Here is a 21100-nt window from a genome sequence, read left to right as displayed (position 1 = left end):
TAGCTTTGCAAAGATAAGAAATAAAAAGAGTGCCGAAAACGATGGCACTCTTAAGTTTTATAATTTAATGATAATCCGGAATTAGCTTTTCACCCATTTAAACTGGAACTGAAGATCCGGAGTTGAAATTCTGTCTGTAATTTTCTGAAGTCTTCCCGGAAGTTTCATCAGATATTCCTGTGCTTTTTCAGCTTTTTCAGTAAGTCCTTTTACATGCTCAATCTTCCATTCATCCAGAAGGTCTGACAAGATATTGATGTAGTCATTTCCTGTATACACCATACATCTCTGCGCTGCATCTGAGAAATGTCCCCAAAGTTCTCCTGCTTTCTGACCAGACTGTCTCATCATGTGAGCCGGCATTACGATCTTTTTACGCATCATATCTTCAAATGCAAGAATCATTTCCGAAGGATCTATTTCTAAAATTTTGGTAACAAAGTGTTTGTAGGCTTTTGCATGTCTGGCTTCGTCTGCGGCAATTACCCCACACATTTTCGCCAGTTTTCCGTTTCCGGACTGCTTGGCCAACGTTCCTACTCTTCTGTGAGAGATATTGGTTGCCGTTTCCTGAAAACTTGTATAAACAAAGTTTCTGTAAGGGTCCATGCTTGTTCCCAAATCGAAACCGTCATTAATTAAATATTGAGTGGTTACTTCCAATTCTCTCATGTTGACTCTTCCACACAAATAAAGATATTTGCTCAAAAGGTCACCATGTCTGTTTTCTTCACCGGTCCATGCTCTGATCCAGTTGGCCCAGCCGATTTCATTTTTCTCCTGATCTATTCCGTCTACGCCCATCAACCATGACTCATAAGAAGGCAATGCTTCCTCAGTGATACAGTCTCCGATCAGCGTTACGAAAAGGTCGTAAGGCATTTCACGGGCATATGTCTGAATTTCTTCAAGATCATATTTAAAATCAGCGCTTGACGGATCCGGAAGATAATCGGAAGGCTGCCAGATTTTCTCAATTGGCGTTAAAAATTTATCGAGAAAAGAACCCACCTCCTTTTCCAATATTCCCATTACTTCTTTTCTGACAAGCTTTTGATACATTTTACTATATGGATTTTAATTTACAAAGATATGATTTATTTATTATTTGTCGCATAATAACATATGCAACCCATACCATGACTGACATAAATCATACAAAAATGCCGCCATCTATATAATAACGGCATTTTTGGGACATTATTATTGAATTTTTAGCTGACTAAAATATCACCAGTCATTATTTCCGGAATTTCCACTCCCATTACTTTTAAAATAGTCGGAGCGACATCCCCAAGTTTTCCGGGTTTCAGATTCCAGGTACGCTCTTTATCCATTACAATAAATGGCACCAGGTTCGTTGAATGCTGTGTGTTTGGCGTTCCATCCGGGTTGATCATTACATCTGAATTCCCGTGATCTGCCAGAATAAATACGGCATATCCGTTCTCATAAGCGGCTGTTGCTACTTTTTCAATACATTGATCTACAGTTTCTGCAGCTTTTACAGCGGCTTCAAAAACTCCGGTGTGACCTACCATATCGGTATTGGCAAAATTCAGACATACAAAATCTGCCGTTCCGTTTTCAAGCTCGGGTACAATGATATTTGTAATGTCATAAGCAGACATTTCCGGCTTAAGATCGTAGGTAGGTACATCTTTCGGACTCGGGCAAAGAAGCCTTCTTTCGCCGTTGAACTCTTCCTCTCTACCTCCGGAGAAGAAAAATGTTACGTGAGGATATTTTTCCGTTTCTGCAATTCTGATCTGTGTTTTACCGTTTCTTTCAAGGATTTCTCCCATCGTTTCCTTTAATACTTCTTCATCAAATACCACCTGTACGTTTTGGTAGGTTTTGTCATAATTGGTTAACGTAATATAATAAAGGTTTAGTTTACGCATAAAGAAGTCCGGGAAATCCTTCTGAGTAAGAACTTCCGTAATCTCACGACCTCTGTCTGTACGGAAATTGAAACAGATCACCACATCGCCATCAATAATTTTAGCGACCGGAACGATGTTTCCTGTTTCTGTAGTATGAACAAGGATAATAGGTTTTAAAAACTCATCGGTTACATTGTTGTCATAAGAAGATTTAATAGCAGCCAAAGCATCTGTAGTCTGAACTCCAATTCCGTCTACCATGGCATCATAAGCCAGTTTTACACGCTCCCATCTCTTATCACGGTCCATCGCGTAGTATCTTCCAATAACCGTTGCCAGTTTGCCTACCGTCGTTGCCATATGATCCTGAAGCTCTTCTATGAAGCCAAGTCCTGAATGCGGATCACAGTCTCTTCCGTCTGTAAATGCATGGACGAAAACATTTTCATGCAGTCCGAATTCCTGAGCGGCTGTTAATAAACCTTTCAGGTGATTGATATGTGAGTGTACCCCTCCATTGGAAACCAATCCAATAAAGTGGAGCTTTTTATTTTCTTTTTTTGCGTATTCAAAGGCATCCTGAATGATCTGCTGCTGTCCCAGCGTTCCGTTCTCAACGGCCATATTCAGTTTTACAAGATTCTGATAGACCACTCTTCCTGCGCCCAAATTCATGTGTCCTACTTCAGAGTTCCCCATCTGTCCTGCGGGAAGTCCTACAGCCAGACCGCTGGCTTCAAGTGTGGTATGTGGATATTTTTGATAACAGCTGTCTATAAATGGAGTGTTTGCTTTGTCTAAGGCAGAAACCTCTGGATTCGTTCCCAGTCCCCATCCGTCAAGGATTGCTAATATTGCTTTTTTTGACATTTCGTATAACTTTTTGTTACACAAATTTACCTAATTTCCGATGAATGGAAGAATTTGAGAGGGTTATTTTGCAAATATCAGCGTAAAACAATACATACGATGAACCATAGAATATATGATTACAATACATTTTTTATCTCGCGCAGATTTCGCTGATGGCACAGATTTTTAAATTATATTTGGTTTGAATGATTGTGGTTATTTGTGGAAATTATTTGTAACGCTGTAACGAAGTTCTGTTTTTTTTAACCTCAGATTGTATAGATTTTCACAGTGATTGAGGTTGTTGATGTGAATGAGTAGTGCTATTTGTGAAAAATTATTTGTGATATTTGTGTTTAAACATTTAATTTTGCTTTATGGATTTACGAGATCAGTTAAAGAACCTTTTTCCTGAGCATGAGGAGAAGGATTTTGAGATGCCTAAAGAAGAATTTAAGCAGCATGAACCTTTGGTGTGCAAATTTGAAAAGAAAGGCAGAAACGGTAAGCCTGTAACGATTGTGGAAGGTTGGGAAGGCAGCGAGGAAGATTTAAAGAAAATCGCAAAAAAAATAAAAACCACCTTAGGAATAGGCGGTTCAGAAAAAGACGGAACGATCATTATTCAGGGCGATAATCGTGATAAGATAATGGATATCCTTAAAGAAATGGGATATAAAACCAAAAGAGTCGGCGGATAGATCTAGAAATAGATCTGAGTGTCCGGCATCAGGCTTTTCAACCGTTCAATCTTTGTTTTTTCTATAGGGTTTCCTGTAAGAATCAGGGTTTTAAGATTTTTAAGTTCCGCTATCTCTACAGGAATGTCTTTCAGATTGTTATGGGCCAGATTCATACTGGTTATATTTTTCAGTCCCTTTATTCCGGGGGATATTTCTGTGATATGATTATCACTTGCATTCAAAAATTCAAGATTTTTTGACTTGAACAGATTTTCCGGCAGCTTTACAATAGCATTCTGCTGCAGCTCCAGGTATTTTAAATGTTTAGGAAAAGACAAGTTTCCCAGGTCATTAATCTGGTTTTCAGACAAATTCAGAAATTTCAGATTTTTAATTCTGTCTAAGCGATCAACAATACTGCTGATCTGGTTTCCCTGAAGGTTAATTTCTTCCAACGAAGGAATTTCCATCAATGCTTCCGGAAAAATATTGAGGTTATTGGCATCAAAATGGACTGCTTTTAAGTTTTGAAGCTTTGCAATATTAGGATTAATGCTTGTCAGGCTGTTGAGATTCATGGAGAATGTGTTCAGCTTTTTCAGGTTTCCTATTTCATCAGGAATGTACTTGATGCTGTTTTCATTCACATTTAAAATTTCCAGTTCACTTAAAGCAAAGATCTCCTCATCCATTTTCTCCAGCTTATTTCCCATGATATTCAGAAAGAACAGGGAGTTCAGTTTCGAGATCTGTGGAGGAAGGTTAAACAATCCTTTTTCCCTGAAACTCATACTGTAAACAGTCTTTTTACTGTTTAAAGCCTCATCGATATTGGTAAACGTAGGATATTTTACAGGATCGATCTGTGCCTTAGCAAGACAGATTGAGAATACGGAAATTAATAGAACAAGCTTTTTCATAGAGATAAATTTCGGGCGGCGGCTACGCCGCCGCCCGAAATGAGTATTAATAATTTACTTTTTTACTAATTTCACAGTTTTCTGGAAACCTCCTTCTGCTTCGATATTCAGAACCAGAATACGGGATCCTTCAAGCTGATGTGTAAAGTCCAGATCCAATGATCTGTTCAGTCCGCTGAATTTCTTCGTGTAAACGATTTTTCCATCCAGGCTGTAAGCTGTTACAGAAATGTCTTTCAATCCTTTTGGAGAATTGATCTTAACCATTCCTGAAGTAGGATTCGGAGCTACCTCAACGGTAGTTTCTGCATTGTGGTTTTCAATGGTTCCCAACGCTCCTGCTGTTCCTAAGTTTTGTTTTAAAGCAACAACGATCGTGGCAGATTTTCCTCTGTAGTCAATTGTGTTTCCTGTAGCATCGATATCTGTAGAAATTGTAGAATCCGGATGCTGGATAGAGAAGAAACCGAATTTATGATCAGGTGTAAATGTCAGTCCTGTTGGCTCAGATCCTGCCGGCATTGAGGCGAACAGTCTCACTTTAGGATTAGCTTGTGTATGATCCGGAGCAATTACCCAGATATAATTTTTCCCACCATCCTGAAGAACCCAAAGGTTTCCAAGTTCATCAAATGTAAGGTTATCATTTCCATCACCCCAAGCTTCTGTTTTCACTCCCTGCGGCGTGTTAAAAGAATAAGCTGTAGAAGCACCTCCTACAAAAGTTTCTACCTGAGAAGCCGTAGTTCCGTTATCCTGAAGACGGTATACTTTATCCAGACCTTTCGCGGTAAAGTAGATTTTCCCATCCAGTGGGCTGATGTCTACATCTTCCACTCCGTTGAATCTCGTTCCGCCTAATGTCTGAGCAAGAGATGCAGTGTTATTCTGGTCTGCTTTTATTTTATTAGGAACCTGAATCCATGTCGCTGTAGTTCCTACCGGATCTCCTGAAGCGCTTAATCCCTGATCTAATTTTAATACATAAAGATTTCCTGAAGCAAGATTGTTCGGCGTATCCATTATGTATTTATAAACCATGTGTGTACCTCCATCTTCTCCGTAATATGCTGTAGTTCCTGCATCATTTACCACAACATTCTCGTGGTTCATAATTCCCATTTGCCACAGTTTTCCTTTGGATCCGTCTGTATTTTTGGAAACAACCTGAGCCTTAGCCGGATCGATTTCCACTAACCATCCGTAATCTTTGTAACCATCACTGTTTACATCATTGGAAGTCACAGATTCTTCTGCCGTAACAATAGTTCCCCAAGGTGTAACTCCACCTGAACAGTTTCTGATCGTCTGAACCAAACTTGGATCTGAAAAACTTACCGCTCTTGATTTGGTCAGCTGCCAAAGTTTTGTAGAGGCATTGTAATTAATTTCAGCCATTGTAACACCTCCAGGATTCGTTTCGTGGTTGACGGAAAGATATCCGTTGGTGCTGCTTCCTGTTTTGGCAACGTAACCCGTAAAGTCATTCTGACCGCCTACCATACCACCTCCTTCAGTGTAATTATCACCTTCTTTTAGGATAAGCTGGTATTTATGTTCTGCAGGAATGATCAGTTTATTGGTCTGTGCCGTAGGAACAATAGAAGTAAAACAGCTGATGTGCGTTCCTGTACATGCCGGAGGAGGCGTTACAGTAGCTGTTGTTTTTAAATAAGCATCGATTCTAAGATCTGAGCTGGTTCCTGTTCTGTTGTGAAGTTCTACGGAAATCCTGTTGGTTCCGTTTATAAATTTAGATTTCGGAATAGAGAAAATGTTATAAACACTTTCTGCCGCCCCATCTATTGTTGTAACAGAAGGGGTATTGAAAGCAATAGTCCCTGCAGGCATATTGTCTCTTACGACTTCCACTCCATTCAGATACACAACGATTCCATCATCTCTCATCACGCCCAGTTCCATATTGTCTGAAAGCGTTGCTAAATCCACTGTGAAATCTTTAGCAAAATAAGCCGCTGTAAGACCAGAGCTGATCGTAGTGGTTACCGGATCTCCATATCCTAAAGGTCCGTTTCCTGTAGTCCATGCAGAGATATCAAAAGTCTGATCTTTCCATGGATCTGCCAAAGCCTGGTTGTTATCTTTGTAGCTCCAGGAAGAGTTCTTATTGAATAAAAACGTCTGCGCCTGTACGCTAAAGCCGGCGACCATAGCCAATGCCGCAATTGTAAGTAATTTTTTCTTCATTTCTTATGATTTATTAGACCTTGCAAAACTATTTTTTTGGCGCTGAACCTCTGTTAATAGGACTTTAAATATAGATCAGGGAATATTAATTAATTCGGAACCCAATGTTAAGGGAATTAAATAATTGTTAAATAACGCCTTTGAGTTGGAGCATCAGAGTGTTTGAGGACTACAAAGGTTTTTATAAATTAGGCTGAAAATTGTTTGAGTGGAAGTATTAAATCTATGGCACAGTTTATATTTATCGTTAAAACCTCATCCATTATTGACATTCATACTCTAAAACTCTCAGACACTCAAACCCTACCACTCTAACACTCTCCTACTCTGAGACTCTCAAACATCACTTAGCTTTGCTAATATCAGTCAGAGAATTCAGGAATGCGATGACCTGTTTAATTTCCGTTTTTGTAAGTTCCAGTTTATCCGGTGGCAGTGTCTGGTTTTTCATTTTTAAGCCGAGACCTTCACCTCCGCCTTCGTTGTAGAAATCCATTACTTCTTCCAGCGTGTTGAAAGCACCATTATGGAAATAAGGTTTTGTAAGCGCGATATTTCTTACGGTAACCGTTTTGAAGGAATAATCATAGATCCATGATTTTTCTTTTTTTACAGGGCTGTTTCCTCTACCCAGATCGGAATCCAGTTCAATAGGAAGCTGATTGACAGGTTTTTTGGTTACGCCTAACACTTCAGATTCATTTTCGTTAAAGAATGGAGGTACGAGACCGGAAAAATGCGGTGCAAAGTGACAGGTTGCACAATTGGCTTTTCCCATAAACAGGTTATAGCCTTTTTTGACATCATCTGAAACGTCTTTTTCATTTCTCATAAAACGGTCAAAATCGCTGTCAAAAGAATGCAGAGAAGCAGCGTAAGAACTTAATGCTTTGGAAAAATTCTCTTTATTTATTTTACCGTCTTTAAAAGCTGAACGGAAAGCTTTTTTGTACTCAGGTTTTGTTTTCAATTTTTTAATGATGTCTTCGTAGCTGGTATTGAATTCATCATCGTTGTAGATCACGTGTTCTGCCTGTTGTTCCAGGTAAAATGCACGAAGATCATAGAAAAACCTTTTCGCAAAAACAGCATTGTACAAAGATGGAGAATTTCTTAACACCGTCTTTCCTTCCACATTGCTTAGTGATTTTGCTTTAAGATCTGTAAAAGCATTTTCCTGCAAATGACAGGCGGCACAGCTCATTTTACCGTTTTGACTTAAATTCTGGTCATAGAAAATAGATTTCCCTAAGCTACGGAGATCTGCATTATCTTCTGAAGACTGCAGCAATGTATAGAAATACGGGTCCAGAAAATCGCTGCTGAAAAGGTTTTTGCTCTTTACATTCCATCCGGAAAATTCTTTGAGATCATCTGCTCTTCCATCCCATTTTCCAAACTCTTCATACAAAGGCTGGACATATTTTTTATAAAATTCAATCCTGTCGAAAGTTTCAAAATCTTTGTTTACTGACAGATAACTAATTCCTTCGGTAAGGATCTGATTGGCTTTCTGAACATCATAGTTTTTAAAATAAGCATCATCGTTTATGTATTTTTTAATTCCTGTCAGGGCATGGCTGGCTTCTTCAGAGATATTCAGGGAACCGGGCGTATCAAAACCTGTTACGCCAAGAGTATAAATTCTGATCAGTTCGATTCTTAACGGCAATGTTTTGTTGTTTCCACGGCTTAAACCGTTCTTTACCGTGCTCAGATAAAAGCTGGAATAGGAGTTGTACAGGAAGTCTGTAATGGTTTTTATCTTTTCTCTTTCGTCTCCGGCTTCATCGGAAAAGATCAGTTCATCCAGCACCTGAAGTCCCTCCGGTGGCAATGTATAAGCTGAAGTTCCTGCAGCTTCAATATGAAAAAGCGGGGCGGCATTAAGATGGGTTTTTGTGAACTCAGGATAATGATAAGCAATATAAAATTCCACTTCTTTAAATGAATTCCTTGTAGCGCTTAAAGAATTTCTAAGCTCGTCAATGGAAATCTGCTCGTCAGAGAATTTGTATACATCTGATTTAAGCTGATCAAGCCTGTTTTTAAAATCTGACAGCCCTTTATTGACAAAGGTATTTTCACTTTTTTCTCCCTTATCAACCGGGTTAAAAGACATGACAGCAAAACCTATCAACACAATCACAGCTAGCAGCGGATACAATCTCATCAATTTTTAGCGGCAAAAGTACCGTTCCGATGTTATGGCAAGTTTAACAGCAGATTAAAAAATGTTTACGTTTTACCACAAGGATTGAAAAAATGAAGTGCTTTTAAACACAAGTTTCACTAATAAATTCACAAATAACACGAATATAATAAGGAAATAAATTTGTGTAATCAGCGTAATCTGTTGGAGATTTTAAGGAAAGCAAAAGGTCCAGCTGCCTCGCTGATGAAGTTATATGTGTACAATATTCACTTGATCGAATCCATTTCTTTACGTGAAAATATATCATGCTTTTTTTCACGCAAAGATTATTTTAAAAAGTGCTTAGTTTTGAGGAAGGCAAAGAGTTCGACTTCGTCGCTGATGAAGCTATATGGATAAAGAAGGTCGCTTCATGGAATCAATGAAATTGATTCTCCCTTTGCAGCCTTAAAATTTCACATTATAAAAATCAAACTTTGCGTAAAAAAAAATCTCTAGTCCACGTTTTGAAATAAATCCAGTATATGGATGTGTACAAGCAGTTCCTGATTTAAATAACAAAACTTACATTCCGAAATGCCATGAGCTGCTAAAATCTCCGGAAAAAAGTCTCAAATCTCCCATTCTGAAATCTGATGTCTAAAATCTAAAAAAAATATTTTATCCCGAATTCAGGTTAATTTAAAATTTCACAAAGCTATTTTTAAAGCGTAAAAATCTACAAACAGCAGTTTCTTATAGAAATATTTTTATTAATTTTAAACCCCGAAATCAAATTCATTATACTTAAGAACGGATGACTTCTTCAAGCCGGGTTTAAAAAATGATGACGAAAGATATTGGGCGAGGATTTTTTTAACATCATTTCAGCAGATTAAAAACAAAATATTATTATGAAAACAAAATTACTATTCGCTGTTGCGGCGAGTTTCCTTTCAGTTCTTGCCTTTTCACAGAAAAAGAAAAACAAAGAAATGGCCGTTTATGCAGAGAAGAAAGGGAACGACTATTATCTGATCCGTCTGGAAGAAGATAAACCGGTCCCTAATGTTTATGTGTATTCAAACGGAGTGACAAAACCTTATAAAAATTATACTGACCTTAAAGACATTGTGATGGATTTTCCTGGAATGATGACTTCCAACAATTCTACTAAAGAAGAAATGGTGTCTGTCATGAAAAAGGGAGATAAGTTTTACGAGATCACTTCTCAGCGAAAAGATCCGAACAACTTTGAAAAAACCATTATCACCGTCTATGAAATATTCCAGGGACAGAAAAGAATCGTAGAGGAATATGATACGATCTATGACCTTGCCGGATCACCTTACAAAGACGCTATTTTCATTAATTAAAAAACAAAAAATATAAATTATGCTAAACAAACTTGCTGCCTCAGAGCTGGTGCTGAATGATGACGGAAGTGTATACCACTTAAATCTTTTGCCTGAAGATATTGCTGATAAGATCATCCTTGTGGGAGATCCGGACAGAGTAGCAAAAGTTTCAAAATATTTTGACAAAGTAGAGATTAAAAAAAATAAAAGAGAATTCTATACCCACACGGGAACTTTGCGTGGAGAAAGAATTACCGTAATGTCTACAGGTATCGGAACTGAAAACATCGATATCGTGATGAATGAGCTTGATGCTTTGGTGAATATTGATCTTCAAAATAAAGAATTCAAAACTGAGCACAAATCCCTTGAACTTTTCCGTATGGGAACGTGTGGAAGTGTAAACCCTGATGTACAGGTAGATAATATGCTGGTAACCAAGAATGTGGTAGGTCTGGACGGACTGATGCATTTCTACCAGGATTACAGCTTTGAGAATGAATTTTCTAAAAACTTCACAGAAAAATTCCCGTATGAAAAAATCAAACCGATGCTTTATTTCTCAGATTGGGCAGAGGAAATGGGAGCATATTACAAAGATGCCAAATACCACGGTAATACGGCTACTTTCCCGGGATTCTATGCTCCACAGGGAAGACAGCTTCGTTTAAAGGCACTTGATGACAAGTTCTTAGAAACATTGAATGATCTTGGCGTAACCAACTTTGAAATGGAAACCTCAGCGATCTATGCCCTTTCAAAATTATTAGGCCACAAAGCGATTACCGTGAATAACGTTATTGCGAACAGAAGACGTGGAGAATTCTCTGCAGATCACCATGCTTCAGAGAAAAACCTTATTGATTGGGTATTGGAAAGAATTATTAAATAAAACATTTTAGGTCCTCAGACCTGGAGTTCAAACCTTATAGGCTTTAAAAACCTATAAGGTTTAATTTTAAAGACCACTTTGGTGTAAGAATGATCTCAATGAATTCTCTGCTGATCACATTCGTCTGAGAAAATATTAAACAAAACATATCATGGGTCAGGACATTACATGCCTTATAACGGATAAAGATATTAAGCTGAACAATGATGTGGTTCACTTTAAAGTGCATGGCTTTACTTTTATTCCTTTCAATACCTGCTGTGATCTTGGGTTGGGTGAAGCAAAAGATTTTGAACTCTTAAGTGATTATATCCTGCACTTAGAGTCTAAGGATAATTTTGAAAATTACATCTATGACCGTGACAATGACCATTGTGACCTTGATATTTTCAAAATGATAAAAGACCATCAGATTGAAAATTTCATTATTGAGCATCATTCTGAGTGGGCAGATATTCCGGTTGATTATTATTTCATGCGGGTAACAGACGGCAAAATCATCAAAAACAGTATCGTATTTGATGAAAGTGAGCTATCAAAAAACAACAAAGCGAATGTTCCGGAATCCAAGAAAAAATTTGGGCTCAATTTTGACTGGCTGGCCAATACTGATTTATTTTATTCTTATTTTCATGCTAACAGGATATATTCCATTCAGCAGACCAAATAAAACTTCACTATTTATAAATCTTAATGAAACGTTGTCGGATCGGGGTGTTTAAATACAAAATCCAGCTCTGAGATCAGTTTTGAAGATAAAATTATTTTCCCCTCACTGATTACTTCTTCAGCAGGTGGCAGATTTTTCTGAGCATTGATCACCTGAGCTTTTGACGGGTGTTGTGGTGCGGCTACATTGTATAATTTTCCTTCTGATCCCTTTTCAATCATAACTTCAATCACATTACAGATATCTTCATAATGAATATGATTCACGGGAGCTTCTAGGTTTGAAATCGTATAGTTTTTTAAGAGACGGTTATCCCCCATCAATCCAGCCAATCTCAAAATATTAACCTGTGGATAAGCGCTTTTAATCATTCTTTCTCCCTGAACCTGATCTGAAGAAAGACTTTCCTCGATATATTCACCCGGAATATCCGGATATACGCCGGTAGAACTCATCACAAACATCTGTCCGTGAAAATCACCGATAAACGATAATAAATTTTGAATTCTATTATACAAAGAACTTGCACAGCAGCTTTTTCCGGAAAGCGGAATCGTGATGATAACGACATCCATATCTTTGATTTCATTCCACTGTGTGATTTTTTCCTCCAACTGAAAATCAGGGAAGCTGGCGAGAGTGGTGTTAAATCCTTTGGAAGACACTTCAGCAACTTTATCATTTGTTGTTGCCGTTGTATATATCTGGTATTTGCCCGACATGGAAGCGACAATTCTGGATCCCAGCCAGCCGAAGCCTATAATTCCTATTTTCTTCATATATTTCAAGAATCTGCATTAATGATCTAAACCTTTTCTTCCATGCTTAAGAAGAAACCGGAATAGACATTCAACAAAATTAAATCAATTTATGGAGTTGGCAATTTTTTCTTCTACCTGTATTTAAAAGGTCATAACCAGATTAATGAAAAATGAATACTATCACTCTAATTAATTATAAAAACCGGTGCCTACAACACCGGTTTATTATTTCACTCTGAATTAACAGTTTGACTTTAAGAATTCCTTCCCAATCACTGCGTATTTTCTCCAAGCGCTTTATAAAGCTGAATGAAGGATGTATTGAGATCACCCTGCGATTCTGCAGTCTGCAATTCATTTTGCAGCAGGTTTTGCTGTACGGTTAACACTTCAAAATATAACGCAGATCCGTTGGTGAATAAAAGCTGGGCGTACTTTAAAGACTGTTGAAGTACTTTATTTTCTTCATCCAGTACTTTCTGCTTTTCCCTGATCTGCTCTATTTTAACAAGTGCATCTGAAACCTGATTAACAGCAATCAAATACGTGTTTTTGAAATCTAAAATTTTCTTTTCAATATTAATTTTCTTTATATTAACGGCTGTCTTGTTACGACGCTGATTAAATAAAGGCTGTGCAAGCTGACCTACAAACTGGGAAAGAAACGAAGCCGGATTGAACCAGTCACTTACTCGCATACTATTCAATCCTTGATTTGCAGTAATGTTAAATGATGGATAAAGATTGGTTTTGGCTATTCCAAGCTCAGCGTATGCAATCTCCACTTCGTATTCCTTGCCTTTCAGATCCGGTCGTCTGGACAGAAGGTCTGCAGGAACTCCCAATACAACAGACTGACGGTCAATGATGTCCTTTTTAGAAATAAATTCCAGCGGTTTTGGATTCTTTCCCATTAAACGACTGAGATAGTTTTCATGGATATGAACAACACTTACCAGATCAGGAATCTGAGCCGCTACAAAATGAGACTGTCTTTCAGATTGCTGTACAGCCAGTTTGGTTACGTTTCCATTCAGGTACTGCACATTCATCATTCTGGCTATATTTTGACTGAGCTGCAGATTATTTCGGGTGATGAGGAGTTGGTTATTCAGCATCTGAATATAGCTGTAAGTCTGCGCTGCGGAAGCCACCAGCTGAGTCTGTAATTCCTTCAGCTGCATTTCAGATTTTAACCGGTTGTACAACGCAATCTGCTTTTTGTTTTTAGTTTTTCCATACAGGTCCACTTCCCATCCTACATTAATCGTGGCAGCATAATCTTCTATCTTTCGGGAACCAAGCACTGTTTGCAGCTTGGTTCCGTTTTTTCCGTACAGACCGTTATCTGAAAAGTAATCAAGCTTCCCGCCTAGAAGCACATTGACATGAGGCAGGCCTGCAAAATTAGCCTCTTTCTGGTATTCTTTATAAATGTTCAGGGACTGACGGGCCATATTCAGATCCAGATTATTGGCCAGTACTTCCTTGATCACATAACGCAGCGAATCATCTGTAAAGAAATCTTCCCATGCTTTCGGAGCTTTTGCTTTTTTCTGGCCAGTGGCATTTTCCTGAAGTGTATTTTTATAACGGTCCTCAATGTCAAGTCTTTTCTTGTAATCCTCTTTCGTTACAGCACAGGAGGTCATCATAAGCGAGACAGAAATCAGGAGAACAATGTAAATAGTGGCTATTTTATTCATGATCTGTTGAAATTTGAGTTTTATCAATATGTTTTAAACCGAATAATTTTTCATGGAGATACTGGAATATGACAAACAGTACCGGAATAATAAATATCCCCAGCATCACACCGATAAACATTCCCCCAATCGTACTTGATGCAATGGAAAGATTCCCCTGTTTGGTTGCTCCACCCGAAAATAACAGCGGAAGCAGTCCTGCAATGAAAGCAAAAGAAGTCATCAGGATAGGACGTAATCTGGATGCCGCTCCCTGCATGGCAGCTTCTACCAAAGAGCATCCGGAATGTCTCCGCTGAAGAGCAAACTCTACAATAAGGATCGCATTTTTCGCCAAAAGACCTATCAGCATGATCATTCCAATCTGAACATAGATATTATTGCTTACCTGCATGATATTGATGAAACCGAAAACACCTAAAATACCTGGAGGAAGCGACAGAATAACAGAAAAAGGAAGAATATAACTCTCGTACTGCGCGGCCAAAAGAAAATACACAAAAACAATACAAAGGATAAATACAACCACGGTTTGGTTACCTGATTCGCTCTCTTCTTTAGCCATACCAATATATTCATGGGTAAATCCGGACGGAAGTTTCTCTGCCACTTCGTTAATGGCATTCATTGCATCCCCTGAAGAATATCCTTTTGCAGCCTGAACATTCAGATTAATGGAGGTAGCCTGATTCAAATGGGTAACCTGTTCCGGGCCGAAAACCTGTCTTAAACTGATGATCGACTGCAAGGGTACCATCTCGCCGGATGCGTTCTTGGTAAATACCTCCTTCAATGATTTTTCATCCTGACGGAAATTAGATTCCGCCTGAACTACCACACGGTAATATTTACCAAAGCGGTTGAAATCCGAAGTGAAAGTTCCACCGAAATAAGCCTGCATCGTTTCCATGACATCCTTTACCTCAACGCCCAACTGCTTAGCTTTTACAGCATCCACGTCAAGCATGTATTGCGGGAATTTAGCATTATAGGAAGTAAATGCAGATGCAATTTCTTTTCGTTGTTCAAGGGTTTTTAAAAAATCATCAGTGATAGTAGCAAATTTCTGAATATCTCCTCCCGTATTATCTTTAAGCACTACATCCAATGCATCCACGTTTCCAAAACCGGGTACGGTAGGCATAGAAAAAGTAAGCGATTTCCCTTCTGGCAACTGATCAAAATGATAGCGTATGGAATCCATGATCACATTGATATCATGATTCACCTTCCTGTCTTTGGGCTGTTTCAGAATTGAATATGATGCAGCATAAGAAGGAGAAGCAGTCCCGGCCAAAAGGTTGTTACCGTTAACCATTGCATTGTAATACATCCCGTCTATTTTGCCGAGTTTCCCGCTGAGCTGCGAAGTTACTTCCTTCGTTCGCTCCAGTGAAGTTCCCGGCGTAAGGCTGAATGCAGTCATTACCAGACTTTGATCTTCTGTCGGAATAAATGCTTTCGGAGTATTTTTTGCCAGAAAAACAGCAGCTCCACTCACAACAACCAGACCGGCTATAGCAAACCATTTGCGTTTAATCAAAAAATAAATGGCTTTCTTGTATTTTTTGGTGGCAGCATCAAAACCTATATTGAAAAGGTAAAAAAACTTCTGGAGACCTTTCTTATTTTCGTCAGGATTATGATAATGCTCTTTTAAAAGAAGTGCACAAAGCGCAGGACTAAGTGTTAAGGCATTGACTGCTGACAGCGCGATCGCAATAGCCAGAGTAAAGGCAAACTGTTTATAAAATACTCCCACCGGTCCTTCTATAAGGCCAATCGGAAGAAATACGGCAGCCATAATCAGGGTAATGGACAATATGGGTCCTGTAATTTCTCCCATCGCGGAAATCGTTGCTGTTTTCGCATTTTGATTTTTGCCATGTAACTTACTGTGGACTGCTTCCACCACTACAATTGCGTCATCTACTACGATACCAATAGCCAGAACCATAGCAAACAAGGTGAGAAGGTTGATGGTAAACCCAAAAATGCTCATGAAGAAAAATGTCCCGATAATAGAAACCGGAACGGCAATAGCGGGGATTAAAGTAGACCTGAAGTCCTGAAGAAAAATAAAAACGACCAGAAAAACCAATATGAATGCCTCAATCAAAGTACTCTCCACCTGACTGATGGACGCATCTAAAAATTTCTTGGTACTGTAAGCGATGTAATATTTAATCCCTTCAGGAAAGTCTTTCTCTGCCTTTTCCATGAATTTGAGGATTTCTTTCTGGATTTCGTTGGCATTCGATCCGGGAGTCTGAAAAATAGCGACTCCCGTGCCCGGATTTCCGCTGAGTGTTTGTGCTGTTGCATAAGCATGATCCAGAGAACCCAGTTCCACTTTAGCCACATCACCCAGCCGTAAGACTGTTCCGTCACTATTTGCCCGGATTACAATGTCTTTATACTGCTGTACATCATTGAATTTCCCCTCGTATTTGATACTGTATTCAAAGGAAAGGTCACTTCCCTCGCCAAATTTACCGGGAGCCGCTTCTATATTCTGATTATCAATAGCTGCCAGCACTTCTTTGGCATCCATATTGGCGTTCGCCATTTTACCGGGATCCAGCCAGATACGCATTGCATAGTCTTTGCTTCCGAAAACCTGAGCCTTACCTACTCCGGGAATTCTCTGGATATACGGAACAATATTGATGAGATCATAATTATTCAGAAAGGTAGCATCATACTTCGGATTGGTACTCTCAAAGTCAATGATCATGATCATGCTGTTATTCTGTTTTGCCGTACTGATCCCGTTATTGATTACCTCTTTGGGTAGCTGGCTGGTCACTTGGGCCACCCTGTTTTGTACATTTACAGCAGCTTCATCGGGATCTGTCCCCAACTTAAAAAAAACAGTAATATTTAAATTCCCATCGTTGGATGAGGATGAGGTCATATACATCATGTTCTCTACCCCATTAATGGCCTGTTCCAATGGTGTAGCCACAGAGCGGGCTACCGTTTCAGAGTTCGCTCCAGGATATCTTGCACTTACCACTACGGATGGCGGTGCAATCTCCGGAAAGGTTTCCATGGGAAGTCTGATCATAGCCAGCACTCCCAGGATAACCATAAGAAATGCAATCACCGTTGCTGTGACCGGTCTTTTAATTATATTTTTTAACATTGTTTATTCATTTACTGGATTAATACGCTGCCCTTCTTTCAATCGGTCTGCCCCTTTGGAAACAATCCTGTTGCCCACATTCAGTCCACCCGAAACCAAATAATTGTGAGTATCCTTATCTACAATCTGTATAGGTGCTAAATGTACCGTACGATCTTTTCCCATAAGATAAAGCATGGTCTTATCCTGAATCTTGAAAGTGGCCGATTGCGGAACTTTGATGATGTTCTGATAATTTTTAGGAATGATTACACGGCCTGTATTGCCTGAACGAAGCAGGCTACCCGGATTTCTGAAGGTTGCTCTGAAAGAGATGGAAGCCGTCTGCCTGTCGAACTGACCCAGTATCAGGTCTATTTTTCCGGTTTCGGGAAATAAGGACTGATCAGGAAGTTCAAGCTTTACAGGTGGGATTTCTTTTATTTTGTCCTCAATACTTGCCCCGTTATAGCGTTTCTTAAAACGGAGAAAATCAGCCTCACTCATTGAAAAGTAAACATGAACATCCGAAATATCGGATAAAACAGTCAGTGGTTCCGTTTCACTTCCACCTACCAAAGCTCCTTTTTTATAAGGTAATCTTCCTATATAGCCATTTACGGGTGCTGTGATACGTGTAAAGCCTCTGTTAACAGACGCCAGTTTTTCGTTAGCTTCTGCTTTTCTGACAGCTGCTATGGCATAGTCCAGTTCCTGCTTTACTGTTTTCAGCTGAACTTCAGAAAGTACGTTTGCCTGTTCCAGCCGGGCAATACGGTCATATTCTATCTGCGCTTTCTTTAAAGCAGACTGCGACATTTCTTTGGAAGCAACCGCAGACTGAAAGGTTTCCTGATACGTCTTTTCCTGAATCACAAAAAGCAACTGCCCTTTTTTCACATACGCACCTTCATCCACCAAAATACGGTCGAGGTAACCTGAGACCTGAGGTCTTACCTCCACATTATTAACACCAGATACGACTCCTGGAAAATGCTCTTCGGTCTGATAGTTCTCTTTACGGATCTGAACGATCGGGATAGAAGGTATTCCTTCCTTACCTTTCTCCTCTTTCTGAGCACAGGCAGACACGACGAATGAAAGCATCAATATACCTCCGAGATAAATCTTATGTGTCCCACAAAAATGTTTAATTATACCCATTACAACTGTTTTAATTTTTAACAGGGCAAAATTAGCACACCTTTATCTATAAAATAAATAGGTTAAATTATACTTATATATAAATAAATTTATACATTTGAACCATGGTAAATCTGGAATGGTACAGAACATTTAAGGCGATCTATGAAACAGGAACCCTGACGCAGGCTTCCAAAATACTCTTGATCTCGCAGCCAAACGTCAGCCAACATCTTTCATTTCTGGAAGCGCATATCGGTAAAAAACTTTTTGAAAGAAAACCAAGACGAATGGTTCCTACAGACTATGGAAAACTATTCTACGCCCAATTGATAGGCCCTCTCGAAGGACTGGAACGCCTGGAATCTGAATTCCGGTATACGCGGGATTCGGATATTCCTCTTACGTGTATAGGGGTTTCCCAATATTACTACAATATTAAACTGGCATCTAAAGTTGCATCAGCACGAGCTAATCTGGTTTTTGAATTTGATGATCTGCCTGTTTTGAGAGATAATCTGATGCAGGGCAACCTTAATTTTCTGATCAGTGATTATTGTGGGCATGAAAAAAATATCTGTTATGAGGAAATTCTTACCGCAGAAGAAATTCTGGTTGCGAGTTCTACAGTGGACACCAGCGCACTTGAACATATACCTTCTGCTTCAGAACATGAAATTGAACAATGGCTTCTAAAACAAAACTGGTATGCATACAGCAGCGATTTGGTTCTGATCAAAAATTTCTGGCAGGAAAACTTTAAAAAGCGGCCTAATATCAAGCCCAACCTTATTATTCCGGACTTTCATGCATTGATTAATACCTTGGCTGTGGGGAATGGTCTGGGTATCGTTCCGGATTATATTGCCGGGGAACACCTTCGCCAAAACAAAGTAAAACAGATTTGTAAAAATTTAAAAAACACTTCCAGTAAACTGTATCTGGCTTATAATAAAAATGTAGTTACTTCGGAACAGATTGAGATGATTCAGGAGATTTTGGGTTAAAGGGATTAGAGTTTAGGGAGCAGGGATTAGGGAATATCTGGCATCTGATGTCTTGCATCTTGGTTCTTGGTTCTTAAATCTATCCTTCACCATTCACTTGCGAAGCAAAATTCACAATTGACCTATTAGAATTCATTAATCATCACATAAAAATGTCCCGAATATAAGCTTTCCGCATTTCCGGAGATATTGGTCAGATTAATGATCACACTTGATGTAGAGGTCATTCTTGGGTTTGAAATGGAGAAAGAAGTATTGCCCGCAAAATCACCTGCAGGAGAAACGACAATCGCTGCTCTTGTAGAACCGGGCTGCATATTGGAAGGAATAGGAATCTCCAGAGTGACAGATTTTCCAGGAGATACATTGTTCACGGAAACCGATGGCCACGCTTCAAAGCTGATCTGATTTTTCTGTACACTCCCCTTTTCTCCGAGTTTATATGGGCCGTTGACATCCAATTTAGCAGAAGTATTCGGTGTTCCCGTACCAATTCCTACATTAGCATTATTATTTCCGATAATGATAGCATTAGCCTGTGAAGTTACAGCTCCGTAACCTACCGCGGTGGAATATTGTCCTAAAGCATTCGCTCCCGATCCTACTGCTGTTGAATTCTGATTATTGGTTACCGTATTATATCCTACCGCTGTTTCGCTGTTAGAGGTTGTTTTTGCATTGTATCCCACTGCCGTCGACTGAAAACCGGATCCTGTAGAGTTTTTCCCTAAAGCCGTTGCATCGTTGGTCGTTGTTTTAGCATTATATCCTACTGCAATCGACTGAAAACCTGATGCGTCAGCATTATTTCCTATTGCTGTAGCCTCGTTTACAGTTACTTTGGCATTAAAACCTACCGCCGTTGACTGATATCCTGAAATTTTAGAATTCGCTCCCAATGCAACAGATTCATTAGCAGTCACTGAAGTATTGGTTCCGATGGCAATTCCCTGGTAAGCGCTGCTGGAATTCCCCAGTGCAATACCATTTTGTGCCGCATTGGCTGCTGTTCCGAAACTTATAGAGTTATTGACCCCCAGTCTTCCTACTGATGTAGAATTTACTTTAAAGACAAGGTCATCTGAGGTATTGGTTCCTAAAGATAAATTGGTATTTACGCCACCGGAGTTTCCACTATTGGTCGCCGAGTTGTTCCAAACGGCTAATGGAGTCACACCACCGCTGGTTCCGTTTCCGCCATTTCCAGCATTTGTAGAAAGCATATTCCATTTGGATTTGCTCCAGTAATAGAATCCGGTATCGGCAAGGCTTCCTGATCCATTGTTCCAGACAATCAGTCCTTCAGCAGGATTTGGAATGGTCGTCTGATCTGTAGATGATGCAAGGGCAACACTTGGAAGCAGCATTCCTTTATTCTTTGAATTGATCTGTAGCATGGCTGAAGGATCCGGATTAGGAGTTCCAATCCCCACCTGTGCGTGAATTAAAATTGTAAAGAATGAAAAAAGAGAAATGAGCTGAAGTTTAAATTTGTTTTGCATCACGGTTATTACTGATCGTTTATTTTTCGAGGGTGCAAATATACAAATTTTTAACAAAATGCCATATTTTTTATTAAATCCATAATAAATACACTTATCAGTGAGTAAACCACCATTTAATCACTTTTAAATGAAACATTTTCCAACATTAACTCAACATTAATTCCCTTTCTATAGTTGTTGAGCAGCTTTTAACATTTTAATTTCAAGACATTTAATTATAGTATTTATAAAAAAGATCACCAAAAAAT

At 39.1% G+C, this 21100-nt stretch carries 15 protein-coding genes; 5 read left to right on the top strand and 10 right to left on the bottom strand.

All coding sequences use genetic code 11. The features are described 5' to 3' along the window. Positions 1 to 81: 81 nt before the first annotated feature. Both BUA72_RS13965 and gpmI read right to left on the bottom strand, forming a co-directional pair. Positions 82 to 1062 carry an acyl-ACP desaturase gene (locus BUA72_RS13965; protein WP_034727646.1) on the bottom strand — a complete coding sequence of 327 codons (981 nt, stop codon included), beginning with the start codon at positions 1060 to 1062 and terminating at the stop codon, positions 82 to 84. Positions 1063 to 1214: 152 nt separating this feature from the next. Continuing rightward, positions 1215 to 2756, bottom strand: coding sequence for a 2,3-bisphosphoglycerate-independent phosphoglycerate mutase (gpmI, locus tag BUA72_RS13960; protein WP_072923445.1), 1542 nt, complete (start codon positions 2754 to 2756; stop codon positions 1215 to 1217). 359 nt (positions 2757 to 3115) lie between these two features. Here gpmI and BUA72_RS13955 point away from each other — a divergent pair, with 359 nt between their 5' ends. Next, positions 3116 to 3439: a translation initiation factor gene (locus tag BUA72_RS13955; RefSeq protein WP_072923444.1), complete on the top strand. Its 324-nt coding sequence runs from the start codon at positions 3116 to 3118 to the stop codon at positions 3437 to 3439. 2 nt (positions 3440 to 3441) lie between these two features. Here BUA72_RS13955 and BUA72_RS13950 read toward each other — a convergent pair whose 3' ends face one another. The 3 genes from BUA72_RS13950 to BUA72_RS13940 all read right to left on the bottom strand — a co-directional run bounded on the left by BUA72_RS13950 (position 3442) and on the right by BUA72_RS13940 (position 8722). Further along, the gene (locus BUA72_RS13950) at positions 3442 to 4341 is read right to left on the bottom strand and encodes a leucine-rich repeat domain-containing protein (RefSeq protein ID WP_072923442.1); all 900 of its coding nucleotides are present in this window, start codon (positions 4339 to 4341) and stop codon (positions 3442 to 3444) included. Between the two features lie 54 nt (positions 4342 to 4395). Then, positions 4396 to 6549: an alkaline phosphatase PhoX gene (locus BUA72_RS13945; protein ID WP_072923441.1), complete on the bottom strand. Its 2154-nt coding sequence runs from the start codon at positions 6547 to 6549 to the stop codon at positions 4396 to 4398. A 343-nt stretch (positions 6550 to 6892) separates the two neighbouring features. Continuing rightward, positions 6893 to 8722: a cytochrome c peroxidase gene (locus BUA72_RS13940; protein ID WP_072923439.1), complete on the bottom strand. Its 1830-nt coding sequence runs from the start codon at positions 8720 to 8722 to the stop codon at positions 6893 to 6895. A gap of 875 nt (positions 8723 to 9597) precedes the next feature. On the opposite strand from BUA72_RS13940, the gene BUA72_RS13935 reads away from it, so the two are divergent. From BUA72_RS13935 to BUA72_RS13925, 3 genes are all read left to right on the top strand, one after another. Next, positions 9598 to 10059 carry a hypothetical protein gene (locus tag BUA72_RS13935; RefSeq protein WP_034727631.1) on the top strand — a complete coding sequence of 154 codons (462 nt, stop codon included), beginning with the start codon at positions 9598 to 9600 and terminating at the stop codon, positions 10057 to 10059. 19 nt (positions 10060 to 10078) lie between these two features. Next, entirely contained in the window at positions 10079 to 10933 is an 855-nt protein-coding gene (locus BUA72_RS13930; protein ID WP_072923438.1) for a nucleoside phosphorylase, read from the top strand. A gap of 151 nt (positions 10934 to 11084) precedes the next feature. Next, on the top strand, positions 11085 to 11603 hold the full coding sequence (locus BUA72_RS13925) for a hypothetical protein (protein WP_072923436.1): 519 nt from the start codon (positions 11085 to 11087) through the stop codon (positions 11601 to 11603). Between the two features lie 20 nt (positions 11604 to 11623). On the opposite strand, the gene BUA72_RS13920 is transcribed toward BUA72_RS13925, so the two are convergent. The 4 genes from BUA72_RS13920 to BUA72_RS13905 form a co-directional block, all read right to left on the bottom strand. Beyond that, entirely contained in the window at positions 11624 to 12382 is a 759-nt protein-coding gene (locus tag BUA72_RS13920) for a Rossmann-fold NAD(P)-binding domain-containing protein (protein WP_072923434.1), read from the bottom strand. A 254-nt stretch (positions 12383 to 12636) separates the two neighbouring features. Further along, complete coding sequence (locus BUA72_RS13915; RefSeq protein ID WP_072923432.1) at positions 12637 to 14070, bottom strand: TolC family protein; 1434 nt, start codon at positions 14068 to 14070, stop codon at positions 12637 to 12639. Then, positions 14063 to 17218, bottom strand: a complete 3156-nt coding sequence (locus BUA72_RS13910; RefSeq protein WP_072923431.1) for an efflux RND transporter permease subunit — start codon at positions 17216 to 17218, stop codon at positions 14063 to 14065. The genes BUA72_RS13915 and BUA72_RS13910 overlap by 8 nt, the downstream gene beginning before the upstream one ends. Before the next feature lie 3 nt (positions 17219 to 17221). Beyond that, entirely contained in the window at positions 17222 to 18361 is a 1140-nt protein-coding gene (locus tag BUA72_RS13905) for an efflux RND transporter periplasmic adaptor subunit (protein WP_072923429.1), read from the bottom strand. A gap of 104 nt (positions 18362 to 18465) precedes the next feature. On the opposite strand from BUA72_RS13905, the gene BUA72_RS13900 reads away from it, so the two are divergent. Beyond that, positions 18466 to 19347: a LysR family transcriptional regulator gene (locus BUA72_RS13900; RefSeq protein ID WP_072923427.1), complete on the top strand. Its 882-nt coding sequence runs from the start codon at positions 18466 to 18468 to the stop codon at positions 19345 to 19347. A gap of 125 nt (positions 19348 to 19472) precedes the next feature. On the opposite strand, the gene BUA72_RS13895 is transcribed toward BUA72_RS13900, so the two are convergent. Then, complete coding sequence (locus BUA72_RS13895; RefSeq protein ID WP_072923426.1) at positions 19473 to 20849, bottom strand: hypothetical protein; 1377 nt, start codon at positions 20847 to 20849, stop codon at positions 19473 to 19475. Between the last annotated feature and the right edge of the window lie 251 nt (positions 20850 to 21100).

Source organism: Chryseobacterium sp. OV279 (genome assembly GCF_900128945.1).
Classification (GTDB): Bacteria; Bacteroidota; Bacteroidia; order Flavobacteriales; family Weeksellaceae; genus Chryseobacterium.
This window is presented reverse-complemented; position numbering and strand designations above follow the sequence as displayed.